The following is a 13,787-nucleotide window of genomic DNA, read 5'->3' as shown; positions in this document are numbered from 1 at the left end:
GCCACGAGCACCGGCGCCGCCAACAGCGCAGCACTGCGGCAGACTCGTTGCGTTCCTTGTCCGAAGCCCGGTTCTGGTGGGTCATGTCGATTCGTTCATGAGGGGTGCAAGCGGGACGGCAGATCGGTCAGACGACTTCGATGCGCTCGAGCGCCCCGGTGGCGGTCGATAGTAGCCCATCGCATTCGATGGTGTCCACGGCCATGCCTTCGCTATATCCATAGGTCACGAGCAGCACCGGCATGCCGGCGGCGCGCGCGGCGAGCGCGTCGTTGGCGGAGTCGCCGATCATCAGCGCGTGCGCGCTGGCGACGCCGAGCAGGCCGCACGCGTGGTGCAGCACGGCCGGATCGGGCTTTTTCACCGGCAGCGTGTCGCCGCTGACGACGGCGTCGAAATAGCGATCGAGCCGCATGCGTTCGAGCAGCGGCAGCGTGAACGCTTCGGCCTTGTTCGTCACGCACGCGAGCCGCAGCTCCATCGCCCGCATCGCCTCGAGCGTCTCTAGGACGCCCGGGTAGATCGTCGTGTGCCGGCCGTTCACTTCACTGTAGTGGCGACGGAAGACCGTCACGGCGTTTTCGATTTCGGCTTCGCTCGCCCGGGCGTTCTCGGTCATGCAGCGCCGCACGAGGTGCGGAATGCCTTTACCGACGAAGGAATGGATCTCGGCGAGCGGCCGTGTCGGCCGGCCGAGCTCGGCGAGCATGCGGTTAGCGCCTTCGGCGAGGTCCGCGATCGTGTCGAGCAGCGTGCCGTCGAGATCTAACAGCACGGCGCGCACCGGGAAGCGCTGCGCGCTCACGCGTCCGCCTTCTTGAGTTCGGCGCGCAGCGCGGCGAGCACGCTGTCGTAACGGTGCGGGTCGGCGTCGCGCCCGGCGCCGAACACCGCCGAGCCGGCGACAAAGGTGTCGGCGCCGGCGGCAGCGATCTGCGCGATGTTGTCGACTTTCACGCCGCCGTCGATCTGCAGCAGGATGCCCCGCCCGCTCGCCGCCTCGTACGCGTCGAGCTTCTCGCGCGCCGCACGCAGCTTCGGCAGCGTACCGGGAATGAACTTCTGCCCGCCGAAGCCGGGATTGACGCTCATCAGCAGCACGATGTCGACGTGGTCGAGCACATGGTCGAGATAGTGCAGCGGCGTCGCCGGGTTGAACACCAGGCCTGCCTGGCAGCCGCAGTCGCGGATCAGCTGCAGCGTGCGGTCGATGTGCTCGGACGCTTCGGGATGAAAAGTGATGATGTTCGCGCCGGCCTTCGCGAAGTCCGGGACGATGCGATCGACCGGCTTGATCATCAGGTGGACATCGATCGGCGCGCTAGTGTGCGGCCGGATCGCTTCGCAGACGAGCGGGCCGATCGTGAGGTTCGGCACGTAATGGTTGTCCATGACGTCGAAGTGGATCCAGTCGGCGCCGGCCGCAACCACATTCCGGACCTCTTCGCCGAGGCGGGCGAAATCCGCCGAGAGCAGGCTGGGGGCGATGCGGTGCATGGAAGTTCTCCTGTTCGTTCGAGCGGCGGATTCTAACCGTTCAACGCACGCAGACGCGCCGCACCTGCGCCATGTCGGTGATGCCGCCGAGCACTTTCTCGATGCCGTCCTGGCGCAGCGTGCGCAAGCCCTCGGCGAGCGCGACGCCGAGCAGCTGCGTGACGCGCGCGCGCTCCTGGATCATCCGCCTGATCTCGGTCGAGGCGAGCATCAGCTCATGCAGTCCGACCCGCCCCCTGTAGCCGGAGTTGCACTGCGCGCAGCCGACCGGGCGGTACAGCGTGAAGCGGCCTTCGGCGTCCGCATGCGTCCTGCGCAGCCGCTCGAACGCTGCGGCGCGGGCGGCGAGCGGATCGGCGCGAAATTCGGGCGTCGCGTGCATGTCTTCGCAATACTCGTCGAGCAGTTGCAGGACTTCCGCCTCGTCGGGGCAGTAGGCTTGCCGGCACCGCATGCACAGCCGCTTCGCCAGGCGCTGCGCGAGCACGCCGAGCAGCGCGTCGCCGAAGTTGAACGGGTCCATGCCCATGTCGAGCAGGCGCACGATCGATTCCGGCGCGCTGTTGGTGTGCAGCGTCGACAGCACGAGGTGGCCGGTCAGCGACGCCTCGATGCCGACCGACACCGTCTCGAGGTCGCGCATCTCGCCGACCATGATGACGTCCGGGTCGGCGCGGAGGAACGCGCGCATCATCGTGGCGAAATCGAGCCCGGCCTTGCGGTTGACCTGCACCTGGCGCAGCCCTTTCTGCGTGATCTCGATGGGGTCTTCGGCAGTCCAGATCTTCGTTTCCGGCGTGTTGAGATGGCCGAGGATCGAGTGCAGCGTCGTCGTCTTGCCCGAGCCGGTCGGCCCGCAGACGAAGAACAGGCCGTAGGGCTTGGCGACCGTGCGGCGGAGGCGCTCGAGGTTGTGCGCGGTCAGCCCGAGCTGCTCGAGCCGGATCGGCTCGCTGTGGCCGAGCAGGCGCATCACGACGTCTTCCATGCCACCGGCGGTCGGCACCGTCGCGACCCGCAGCTCGATGTCGAGCGGCGCGAACTTGCGGAAGCGGATCTTGCCGTCCTGCGGCTTGCGCCGTTCCGAGATGTCGAGGTCGCACATGATCTTGATGCGCGTCACGAGCGCGTTGCGGTAGCTCGCCGGCACCTGGATGTACGGCACGAGCGTGCCGTCCTTGCGGAAGCGGATATGGGTCTTGTCCTTGCCCGGGCGCGGCTCGATATGGATATCCGATGCACCCTGCCGGTACGCATCGATGATGACCTTGTTCACGAGCTTGACGAGTTCGTTGTCGGCCGCGGCCAGGACGTCGTCGGCGACCGGCAGGTCCTGCTCGTCTTCGGGCAGGTCCTGCAGCAGGTCGGACACCGAGCCGAGTTCCATCGAAGGCTCGAAATACTGATCGACGGTGCGGTCGAACTCGTCGCGCGTCGTCACGCGGAAAGCGAGCCGGCGCTTCGGGAACACGTTGTGCGCGATGCGCGACGCGCGGACCTGCTCGGGGTCCCAGGCGAGCACGACGACGCCTTCGGGCGTCTCTTCGAGCGGCAGCCAGCCGTTCTGCTGCACATACTCGCGCTTGATGTTGCGCAGCAGATCGAGCTGCTTGACGCGATCCTGGCGGTAGGGCTCGTACGGCACGTGGAAAAAGCGCGCCGCGGCTTGGCCGAGCTCGGACAGCGCGAGGCCGCGAGTCGCGACGAGCACGTCATCGACCGTCGCCGCCCCTTCGCGGGCGCGGCGCACCGCCTCGTCGAGTTCGTCCGCGCCGAGGCGCCCGTCGACGACCAGCGCGTCGTAGCGCGAGCGCAGCGCGGCCGGCGCTTTGCCGCGCCGGGCATATGCGACACCCAGCGCCTGCGCGAGCCCGAGCAGACCGTCTTTCGCGACCGCCGAAAAGTCCTCGCCGTGCGTCGCGTTGATCAGCTGGATCACGCCCTGCAGCGCGCCGCTCGCAGGATCGATGGCCGGCGCCGCAAGCACTTGCCGCGTGCGGTAGCCGCAGCGCTCGTCGTCTTCGCTGCGGTGAAAGCGCAGCTCCGGGGAAATCGCGCGGAGCTCGGTGGGGTCCTGCACATCGCGAATATTGACGGGCTGCCGGCGCAGTGCGACGTAGCCGGCAATGCTGTGCGCCGCGACCGGGAGTCGCGCTTCAGCGGGCGCCGCGCCGGTCCTGACGCGCAAAACGAGCGTCGTGCCGGCCTCATCGAGGGCAAAGAAGCACAGGCTGTCGGCGTCGAACAGCGCGCACAGGTCGGCGGAAAGGTCGAGGATGACGCGATCGACGTCGTCGGCGGCGTCGATGCGCGCCGTGATCGCCTGCAGTCCTTTGAAAAACGCGAGACGGCCGGCAACGTCGCTCGCTTTCCCGGCTCGTCCGGGCGCTGCTGTCATGGGCATTCCTGTTCGTGGTGTCTGGGAACTCAACGGGGCGTGCAGGGGCGAGCCATTCTAGTGTCCTGAGTTAAAAATTTGTTGAACAACTAGCTCATCCGCTGGTCTCTCATGCCGTACGATTGGCGACAGGAGGCAGCGATGGGCAGACCGAAGGTGGAGATCGTGCTGAACGAGAGCGAGCGCGAGCAGCTTGAAGCCTGGACGCGTCGGCGTAAGACCGCGCAGGCGCTCGCATTGCGCTCGCGGATCGTTCTCGAGTGTGCGACGGGTGTCGACAGCAAGGTTGTCGCGCAACGCTTGTCGGTGTCGCAGCAGATGGTATCGAAATGGCGCAACCGCTTTGACGCGAATCGGCTCGATGGCCTGCTCGATGCCCCGCGCTCGGGGGCGCCGCGTACGATCGACGATACCCGTGTCGATGCGGTGATTGCCAAGACGCTCGAAACGGTGCCGAAGAATGCCACCCATTGGAGTACGCGCAGCATGGCGCGCGAGATGGGGATGTCGCAGACGGCGGTCAGCCGCATCTGGCGCGCCTTCGGCCTGCAACCGCACCGGCAGGAAACATTCAAGCTCTCGACCGATCCGCTGTTCGTCGACAAGGTCCGCGACATCGTCGGGTTGTATCTGGATCCCCCGGTCAAGGCGATGGTGTTGTGCGTCGATGAGAAGAGCCAGATCCAGGCGCTCGACCGCACCCAGCCGATCCTGCCGCTGGCGCCGGGACTTCCCGAACGGCGAACGCATGACTATATGCGCCACGGCACAACGACTTTGTTTGCGGCGCTCGATGTCGCCACCGGAGAAGTCATCGGGGAACTGCACCGACGCCACCGCAGCCGCGAGTTTCTGGCCTTTCTGCGCACCATCGAAGCCAACGTCCCAGCCGGTCTGGACATCCATCTGGTGATGGACAACTACGGCACGCACAAGACGCCAAAGGTCAGGAGTTGGTTTGCCCGTCATCCGCGTTTCCACGTCCATTTCACCCCGACCTCGGCCTCCTGGATCAACCAGGTCGAACGCTGGTTTGCCGAGCTCACCGAAAAACAGATTCGTCGCGGCACCCACCGTTCCACCCGCCAACTCGAGCAGGCCATCCGCGACTACCTTGCTCGCTACAACGATGATCCCAAACCCTTCGCATGGACCAAATCAACTGACGACATCCTCGCCAGCCTTGAACGATTTTGTATGCGAATTTCTAACTCAGCACACTAGCCGGCGCCGCGAGGAAATTCAGAACTCGAGGATCATGCCCTGCTCGAGCCTCACCGGACGCAGGCGCCCGGGGCCGGCCGCGATCTCGCGCATGATGCGTTCGCACTGGCCCGGCTTGAGGTGGGTGATGTGCACCTCGGGTGCGCCGACGAGCTCTTCGAGCATCGCATGCAGCAGGCTGGGACACAGATGGCGCGCCATGAGCGCGAGGGCATGCTGGCTTTCGGGGAAAGCGGCCTCGACGATCAGGTGGCGCAGGTGGTCGAGCGCGTTGATCGCGGCGATCAGTTCGGCGGAATACTCGGTGTCGCCGGTATAGACGAGCTTGCCTTCGCCACTGTCGAGACAGTAGGCGACGGTCGGCACGCTGTGGCGCGCCGGCAGCGGCGTGACCGTCCGTGCGCCGAGGCGGACCGGACGGCCGGGCTCGACGGGATGAAACCTGAGGTACGGCCGGTGGCGGTCCGGGATGGCGGTGAAATCCGGCCAGATCTGCCAGTTGAAGACGTGCAGGCGCAGCATGCGGAGGGTTTCCGCCGTCCCGTATACCGTCAGCGGCGTCTCGCGCAGTTCGCCGACCGAATCGACGAGCAGCGGAATCGACACGATATGGTCGAGATGCGCGTGCGTGACGAAAACGTGATCGATGCACCGCAGCTCGTCGAGTTTCAGGGCGCCGACTCCGGTGCCCGCATCGACGAGAATGTCGTCATCGGCGAGGAACGCCGTCGTGCCCGAAGCCTGTCCGCCGATTCCGCCGCTGCAGCCGAGTATCCTGAGCTTCATGAGTTGGGGTCGCGCCGGGAGTCCGCTGCGGCAGGCTACGAGCGTCGCTCCGGTAAAAGTAACGCAGCACGCTATCACTACCTTCCGCTCGTGCTGCGTGCATTACTTCACGACGCGCGATGTACAGCCCGCGACGGTGCGGGCGGATCAGGGGCGCAGGAAAAACTCCATCTTGACTCCGGCCAGCTCGACGATGTCGTGTTCGTCGAGGCGGCGCGCCTGCGCGTCCAGCGGAGACCCGTTGACGAGCGGGAACACTTCGCCTTCGACGTGCGTGAGGAAATATCCGTTCACGCGCCGCGTGATCGCCGCCACCTGCTTGCCCGGCTTGCCGAGCGTGGTCAGCGACTTCGTCAGCTCCAGTTCCCGTCCCGCATTCGGACCGTTGAGCAGCTGCATGACCCCCAGCGCGCCGCCCCCCGCGGCGGGCGATGCCGCCGGAGAGGACCGCATCGGCGACGCCGCTGCGCCGGGCGCCGGGGCGACCTCGGGGGGCACGAACACCGCCCCGTCTGCAGCCGCTGCGGCATAGCCGAACGCGTGCACGGCCGGCGCCGGAGCGTCGACGATGTACTTGAGACGGTACTTGCCGAGTTCGACGAGGTCGTTGTTGCGCAGCACATGCTTCTTGATCGGCTGGCCATTCACATAGGTGCCGTTGGTGCTGTTCTGGTCCTCGAGAAAAGCGTCCTCGAGGATCGTCGTGATGACGGCATGCTGGCCGCTGATCGCCAGGTTGTCGATCTGGACGTCATTGTTGGGCTTGCGCCCGATTGTCGTGCGCGGCTTGTCGAGGACGATTTCCTTGAGGACCAGCCCGTCCATGCTGAGGATCAACTTCGGCATTGCGTTGGTTCCATTTCTCGAGTGGGCAAGCGCGCGGCGCGCACCGCCGTCACGGCTTTCACTTTCAGTAAGGCAGCGCAGTGCCGAGGCCGCGTTCGCGGGCGCGCGCGACGACTTGCGCCGCCACGGCGATGTCCTGGATCGCCATGCCCTGCGATTCGAACAGCGTGACCTGCGTGTCGCTCGTGCGTCCCGGGCGGATGCCGGCGACCACTTCCCCGAGCTCCACCCATCGCCCCGGCTGCGTGCGCCCTTTTTCGAGCAGCGGCAGCAGGTCGCCGGCCTCGCGCAGCGCGATCTCGCGCGAATCGACGCAGATCACGTCGGCGCGCCTCACTGCCGCCTCAGAGAGTTCCTGACGGGCGAGGCTGTTCGAACCCGCGGCCGTGATGTGCGTGCCCGAAGCGAGCCACGCCGCGTCGAACAGCGGCTTCGGCGACGTCGTGATCGTGACGACGACATCGGCGCCGCGCACGGTGTCTTCGGCGTTCGCCGCCGGCACCACGTCGCGCCCGGTGTCGCGGCTCATCTGCGTGCAGAAAGCCTGCAGCCGCTCCTGGTTGCGCGCGAACACTTTTATGCGTTCGAGCGGCCGCACCGCGCACAGCGCGAGGATCTGTCCCTGCGCCTGCCAGCCGGCGCCGAACACGCCCGCGACGCGAGCGTCCGCGCGCGCGAGCCATTTCGCGGCGATGCCGCCCGCGGCGCCGGTGCGCATCATGCCGAGCCGGTCGGCCTCGAGCACGGCGACCGGGTCCCCAGTGGTCGCGTCGAAAAGATGCACCCAGAAGCGGTTGCGGCCGCCGCCGCTCGTATACACCTTCAATCCCGACAGGTTGACGGCCGGCACCCCGCCCTGCAGCAGGTGCGTCATCGTCGCCGGCAGGCGTACGCGCTGCCGCGGGAAGTCGATCGTTTCGCCGCGCCCGTGGGCGGCCATGACCTGCTCGACTGCGCCGAGCACCATCGGCATGTCGAGGAGGCTGCCGACTTCGGCTTCGTTCAGATATATCGCCATGTATCTCCTGCTCCGCGATCCGGCAATCCACGTCAAGGGCCCCTGCGGCAATGCCCGCGGGGCGACGTATTCTAGCTTGCGTCGCCGGGCCGTTCAGTGAAAAAAGCCCGCCTCGAAAGGCGGGCTTTTGCTGTGCCGGAACATCGCCTCGCTACATCATGCCGAGCGCGCGCGGCAGCGCCAGCGAGATGGCGGGGATGTAGGTGACGAGAACGAGGAACACCAGCATCGACAGCAGCCACGGCCACACGGCGACCGTCAGCTCGGTGATGCCCATCTTCGTGATGCCGCTGGCGACGTAGAGGTTCAGGCCGACCGGCGGGTGGCACATGCCGACTTCCATATTCACGACCATGATGATGCCGAAATGCACTGGGTCGATGCCGAGCTTGATCGCGATCGGGAACAGGATCGGCGCGAGGATCAGCACGATCGACGACGGCTCCATGAAGTTGCCGGCGATCAGCATCAGGATGTTGGCCATGATCAGGAAGCCAATCACCCCGACGCCGGTGCCGATCATGAAGTCCGCCATCTCCTGCGGGATGTTCTCGTGCGTCAGCAGGAACGAGAACAGCACGGCGTTGGTGATGATGTACAGCAGCATCGCGCTCATGTTCGCCGAGTTCAACAGCACCTTCGGCACATCCTTCATGCCGAGATCCTTGTAGATGAACACCGCGACGAAGAACGCATACACGGCGCTCATCGCCGCCGCCTCGGTCGGCGTAAAGATGCCGGTGTAGATCCCGCCCATGACGACGATGATCAGGAACAGACCCCACGCGGATTCCTTGAACGCGCGCAGCCGCTGACCCCAGCTCGCTTTCGGCTGGCGCGGATAGTCATACTTGCGCGCGCGATACCAGGTCGTGAAGCCGAGAAACATCGCGAGCAACAGGCCTGGCACGACGCCGGCCATGAACAGCGAGCCGACCGAGGTGTTCGTCGACACCGAGTACATGACCATGACGATCGACGGCGGGATCAGGATGCCGAGCGCGCCCGAAGTCGTGATCACGCCGGCGCCGAACTTGTTCGGGAAGCCTTGCCTTACCATCGCCGGCAGCAGGATCGCGCCGATCGCGACAACCGTCGCCGGGCTCGACCCGGATACCGCGGCAAACAGCGCGCAGGCAACGACGCCGCCGAGACCGAGTCCACCATGCCAGTGTCCGACCATCGACGTCGCGAAGTTGATCATGCGTCGCGCGACGCCGCCATGCGTCAGGAAGTTGCCCGCGAGGATGAAGAACGGGATCGCCATGATCTCGAACTTCTCGATGCCGGTGAACAATTTCAGCGCAACCGACTCGATCGGCACTTCGGTCATCGTAAACAGGAACGTCAGGACCGTGAGACCGAGCGAGATCGAGATCGGCATTCCGGTGAGCATCAGCACCAGGAGCAGTACGAAGATGATGGCGGCGCTCATTGCTTGTCTCCCCGGCTGCGATTGCCGTTCTCGCCCAGCTGTTTATGTTTCAGGTCGTGCGGGTGCAGGTTGTCGTCCATGTCGTAGTAGTTGGCGTCGACCGGCAGGTGCTCCTCGTCGATGCCCTCGACGTGGCCGTGGTCGTGGGTCGGCAGTTCGCCGGTGCGCAGGAACGACACCATCACCTGGAGGAAACGGAAGCACATCAGGTACGACCCCAGCGGGATCGCCGAATACACGATCCACGTCGGCCATTCGAGGTCCGGCGTCGTCGGTCCTTCATACAGGTCGCCGGTGTCCATGCCGAACCACGTCAGGAACTGATAATGGGCGCCGTTCTCGAGCACGAACGTCAGGCCGAGCGTCCCGACGATGCCGGTGAAGAGCGCGCCGGCGCCGAGCCCGATGACGACGAACCTGGCGCGGTTGGAGGCGGACAGCCGGTTGATCAGCACGTCGACGCCGACGTGGATGCCGGTGCGCACGCCGTAGGCGGCGCCGAACTTCGCCATCCACACGAACAGGATGATGCACAGCTCCTGCGCCCAGCCGAAATGCAGCGACAACAGCCAGTCCTGCAGGCCGGGAATTGCAAGACCGGAGCCGTAGCGGTGCACGACCGATACGAAGATGATGATCGTGGCCACACCCATGAGGAAGGTGATCAGCCACTCCTCGACGTGGTCAAGGATTTTTAGCATGGGAGACTCCCGTCACGAAAACGCCCGCCGGCACGCGGTGTTGCGCGGGGCCGGCGGGCGTTGAGGATGATGGATTACAGCTTGGACGGATCGAAGCCGGTCGCTTCGTAGATCGACTTGATCGTCTCGGCGCCGATGCGCGACTCCATCTTCTTATGCACCGGCACGAGCGCCTTCTTGAACGCGAGCTTCTCGGCGTCGGTCGGCTGGTAGATCTCGGTCTTGCCCGACGCGCGCACCGCTTCGAGCGCCTTGTCGTTTTCTTCCTTCGCGATCTGGTTCGCGTACTCGGTCGATTCCTTGACCGCCTGCTCCAGTTGCGTGCGGGTCTCGCCCGGCAGGCCGTCCCAGAACTTCTTGTTCGTGATCACCGCGTAGCCGAGATAGCCATGGTCGGTCAGCGTCATGTGCTTCTGCACCTCGTGCATCTTCTGCGTGTAGAGGTTCGAATGCGGGTTCTCGGTGCCATCGACGACCCCGGTCTGCAGCGCCTGATAGACCTCGGAGAAGGCCATCACCTGCGGGATCGCGCCGAGCGCGCGCATCTGCTCCTCGAGCACTTTCGACGACTGCACGCGCATCTTCTTGCCTTTCAGGTCCTCGGGCTTCTTGATCGGCGAATTCGCCGAGAACGACTTGAAGCCGTTGTCCCAGAACGCCAGGCCCTTGATGCCGCGTCCTTCGAGCTTGCCGAGCAGTTTCTGTCCGACCGGGCCGGTCGTGATCTTGTGCAGGTCGGCGTAGCCGTCGAAGATGTACGGCAGGTCGAAGGCCTCGAATTCCTTCACGCCGAGCGGACCGAACTTGGCGAGCGACGGCGCGAGCATCTGCACCGCCCCGAGTTGCAGCGCTTCCATTTCTTCCTTGTCCTTGTACAGCGTGCTGTTCGCGTAGACTTCGACCTTCACCGCCCCTTTGGTGTATTTCTCGGCGAGTTCCTTGAACCTTTCGGCGGCCTTGCCTTTCGGCGTGTCGTTTGCGACAACGTGGCTGAACTTGATGACGATCGGGTCAGCGGCAACGGCCGCGGCCGACAGGCCGACGGCAAACAGGCCAACCAAAAGTGCGCGAATTTTCATTACTCTCTCCTCCGTGAATTTGTCGATTCTCGAGTATCCGGGCGCTGCCAAAACAAGGCCTGGGCCCCGGAATACAGGTAAAGTCTAGTACCGCCCTCGATCCGGCCATATTGTGGTCATCCGCAAATCCGCTCCCCTCGCATCGATACGATGAGCCGCCGGCCCGACCCCGCGCCGACGCCCGCGCACCCCGCGAGCGGGCCCGCGCCTCCCGGGCGCGCGCCGGAGGCGCCGACTCCGGCTCCGGCGAAATGGCTCGCCGTGCTGCCGTACCTGACGCTGCCCCTGTTTCTCGCGGTCATCGCCGCGCTGGTATGGCTGACGCGCAGCGCCGACCGCGATGAGCAGCGGATGACACTGATCAATGACGTGCTGTGGATGGAACAGAACCTCCAGTTCCAGCTCGACCGCAACGCTTCGCTGCTTGCCCAGATCGGCCCCGAACTCTTCGCGCCCGACCCCCAGCCGGCGTCGATCGACGCGAAGCTGCGCCAGCTGCTGCGCGCCGACAGCGGGCTCGTGCGCGTGATCTGGCTCGACGCCGAAGGCCGCCGGGAAGGCGAGATGCCGCCGCTGTCGGGCAGCCATCTGATCGGCGAGAGCGCGGGCGCCGTCCCGGCGGACTCGGTTTTCCGCCTGGCACGCGCGCTCGGCCGGCGCGCCTACGGGCCGGCCTACGAGGTCGCCGACGGCAGTCATCAGTTCGAGGTCCACGTGCCGATCCACTCCGAAGATGCATTCATCGGCGCCGTGGTCGGGATCTACTCGCTGCACGAGCTGATCGCGCGCGAGCTGCCGTGGTGGTTCTCGGAACGCTACCGCGTCAGCGTCGTGGATGCCGACGGGCGGCAGATCGTCGCGAAATCGAAAGTCGCGCCGCTGTCCGGCGAACTCGACTACACGATCCCTTTCGACCCGCCGGGGCACGGGCTGAGCCTGCACATCACCGCCTACCGCGGCGAGACGCGCTGGGTGCCGGTGCTGCTGATCGCCTCGATCGTGCTGCTCGCCGGCATCATCGTGTGGAGCGTGTGGCAGCTGCGCCGCCAGCTGGTGCGCCGCCACAGCGCCGAACAGGCATTGCGCAGCGAGTCGCTGTTCCGCAAGGCGATGGAAGATTCGCTGCTGACCGGGCTGCGCGCCCGCGATCTCGACGGGCGCATCACCTACGTCAATCCGGCGTTCTGCCGGATGGTCGGCTACAGTCCGGAAGAGCTGATCGGCCACCTGCCGCCGATGCCGTACTGGGATCCCGATCACCTCGAACGCACGCAGGAAGTCCACGACATGATCCTCTCCGGCGCCGCGCCGCCCGAAGGCGTCGAGTTGCGCCTGCGCCGCAAGAACGGCGAGCGACTCGACGCACTGATCTTCGAAGCGCCGTTGATCGACGCCGCCGGTTGCCACACCGGCTGGATGGGGTCGCTGCTCGACATCACCGAGCAGAAACGCGCGCGCGAGCTCGGGCGCCAGCAGGAAGAACGCCTGCAGGCGACTTCACGGCTGGTGACGATGGGCGAGATGGCCTCGACGCTCGCGCACGAGCTGAACCAGCCGCTGGCCGCGATCGCGAGCTACAACACCGGCTGCCTGAACCGCCTCGAGCAGGCTCCGATCGATCGCGACGAGCTGCGCGACATCCATGCCAAACTCGGCCGCCAGGCGCGGCGCGCCGGCGAGATCATCCGCCGCGTCCATGATTTCGTCCGCCGCGCCGAACCCAAGCGCGAGACGCTGGACTTCAACGCGGTGATCCGCGAAGCGATCGGCCTGATCGAAGCCGATGCGCGCAAGCGGCGCATGCGCATCGAAACGGACCTGGCGCCGCGTCTGCCGGACATCCCTGCCGATCCGGTGATGATCGAGCAGGTCATCGTCAACCTGGTGCGCAACGGCATGGACGCGATGCACGACAATCCGCCCGGACGGCGCACGGTGCATGTCACGACGCGCGAGGAAGGCGGCCAGCTGGTCGTGCGGGTCGCCGATTCCGGCCGCGGCATCGATCCGGACATCGCGCGCCGCCTGTTCGAGCCGTTCTTCACCACCAAGCCCGAAGGCATGGGAATGGGGCTGAACATCTGCCGCTCGATCGCCGAACTTCACCATGGACGCCTGGGGTTCGAAAGCAATCCGGACGGCGGTACCATCTTCATCCTGTCGTTCCCGGTCGAACTCTCATGAATCCCGCCTGCGCCCACATCATCGACGACGACGAAGCGATCCGCGACGCGCTGCAGTGGCTGTTCAAGACGCGCAACGTGGCGTGCACGACGTGGCCGAGCGCCGAAGAATTCCTTGCTGCGGTGCAGCCCGACTGGCGCGGCTGCGCAGTGATCGACATCCGCATGGAAGGCATGAGCGGGCTCGAGTGCTTCGACGCGCTGCGCGCGCGCGGCAACCTGCTGCCGGTGGTGTTCATCACCGGCCACGGCGATGTGCCGATGGCGGTCGCGGCGCTGAAGAAAGGCGCTTTCGACTTCATCGAAAAGCCGTTCAACGACAGTGACCTCGTCGAAGTCGTGGTGCGCGCCCTCGACGCCGACGCGCAACGCCAGCTCGCCGCCGCGACGCGTGAAACGGTCGAAGCACGGCTCGCGCTGCTGACGGCGCGCGAGCGCGAAGTGATGGAGCAGATCCTCGCCGGTAAGTACAACAAGGTCATCGCGGACCAGCTGAACATCTCGATGCGCACCGTCGAGGCGCATCGCTCGAAAGTCTTCGACAAGATGGCCGTGCGCTCGGCGGTCGAGCTCGCACAGCTGATCAACCTGGTCGGCGGGCGCTAGGAAACCGTTCGGCA

The 13,787-nt window shown here is 65.8% G+C and carries 12 protein-coding genes; 3 read left to right on the top strand and 9 right to left on the bottom strand.

Annotated elements, in window-relative coordinates; genetic code table 11:
• Nucleotides 1-127 precede the first annotated feature (127 nt).
• The 3 genes from PA01_11335 to PA01_11325 are packed head-to-tail and all read right to left on the bottom strand — an operon-like array spanning nt 128 to nt 3,901.
• On the bottom strand, nt 128-805 hold the full coding sequence (locus tag PA01_11335; GenBank protein KON82101.1) for a phosphoglycolate phosphatase: 678 nt from the start codon (nt 803-805) through the stop codon (nt 128-130).
• Nucleotides 802-1,497: a ribulose-phosphate 3-epimerase gene (gene rpe, locus PA01_11330; GenBank protein KON82100.1), complete on the bottom strand. Its 696-nt coding sequence runs from the start codon at nt 1,495-1,497 to the stop codon at nt 802-804. Before rpe ends, PA01_11335 begins: the two co-directional genes overlap by 4 nt.
• A gap of 40 nt (nt 1,498-1,537) precedes the next feature.
• A complete protein-coding gene (locus PA01_11325; GenBank protein ID KON82099.1) occupies nt 1,538-3,901 on the bottom strand; it encodes an ATPase, T2SS/T4P/T4SS family in 2,364 nt (787 codons plus the stop codon).
• Nucleotides 3,902-4,036: 135 nt separating this feature from the next.
• Here PA01_11325 and PA01_11320 point away from each other — a divergent pair, with 135 nt between their 5' ends.
• Nucleotides 4,037-5,119 (top strand): IS630 family transposase, encoded by a 1,083-nt coding sequence (locus PA01_11320; protein KON82098.1) that lies wholly within the window; start codon nt 4,037-4,039, stop codon nt 5,117-5,119.
• 18 nt (nt 5,120-5,137) lie between these two features.
• Here PA01_11320 and PA01_11315 read toward each other — a convergent pair whose 3' ends face one another.
• From PA01_11315 to PA01_11290, 6 genes are all read right to left on the bottom strand, one after another.
• Nucleotides 5,138-5,905 (bottom strand): 3',5'-cyclic-nucleotide phosphodiesterase, encoded by a 768-nt coding sequence (locus PA01_11315; protein ID KON82097.1) that lies wholly within the window; start codon nt 5,903-5,905, stop codon nt 5,138-5,140.
• 147 nt (nt 5,906-6,052) lie between these two features.
• Nucleotides 6,053-6,751: an FHA domain-containing protein gene (locus PA01_11310; GenBank protein KON82096.1), complete on the bottom strand. Its 699-nt coding sequence runs from the start codon at nt 6,749-6,751 to the stop codon at nt 6,053-6,055.
• A 64-nt stretch (nt 6,752-6,815) separates the two neighbouring features.
• Entirely contained in the window at nt 6,816-7,769 is a 954-nt protein-coding gene (locus PA01_11305; protein ID KON82095.1) for an ornithine cyclodeaminase family protein, read from the bottom strand.
• Nucleotides 7,770-7,920: 151 nt separating this feature from the next.
• Complete coding sequence (locus PA01_11300; protein KON82094.1) at nt 7,921-9,204, bottom strand: TRAP transporter large permease subunit; 1,284 nt, start codon at nt 9,202-9,204, stop codon at nt 7,921-7,923.
• Entirely contained in the window at nt 9,201-9,905 is a 705-nt protein-coding gene (locus PA01_11295; GenBank protein KON82093.1) for a TRAP transporter small permease, read from the bottom strand. The genes PA01_11300 and PA01_11295 overlap by 4 nt, the downstream gene beginning before the upstream one ends.
• Nucleotides 9,906-9,979: 74 nt before the next feature.
• On the bottom strand, nt 9,980-10,984 hold the full coding sequence (locus tag PA01_11290) for a TRAP transporter substrate-binding protein (GenBank protein ID KON82092.1): 1,005 nt from the start codon (nt 10,982-10,984) through the stop codon (nt 9,980-9,982).
• A 150-nt stretch (nt 10,985-11,134) separates the two neighbouring features.
• Between PA01_11290 and PA01_11285 the strand changes: the two genes are divergently transcribed.
• Both PA01_11285 and PA01_11280 read left to right on the top strand, forming a co-directional pair.
• On the top strand, nt 11,135-13,168 hold the full coding sequence (locus tag PA01_11285; GenBank protein KON82464.2) for a PAS domain S-box protein: 2,034 nt from the start codon (nt 11,135-11,137) through the stop codon (nt 13,166-13,168).
• Nucleotides 13,165-13,773 (top strand): response regulator, encoded by a 609-nt coding sequence (locus PA01_11280; protein ID KON82091.1) that lies wholly within the window; start codon nt 13,165-13,167, stop codon nt 13,771-13,773. The genes PA01_11285 and PA01_11280 overlap by 4 nt, the downstream gene beginning before the upstream one ends.
• Nucleotides 13,774-13,787 lie beyond the last annotated feature (14 nt).

This window comes from Azoarcus sp. PA01, from assembly GCA_001274695.2.
In the GTDB taxonomy this organism is placed as follows: Bacteria; Pseudomonadota; Gammaproteobacteria; order Burkholderiales; family Rhodocyclaceae; genus Aromatoleum.
This window is presented reverse-complemented; position numbering and strand designations above follow the sequence as displayed.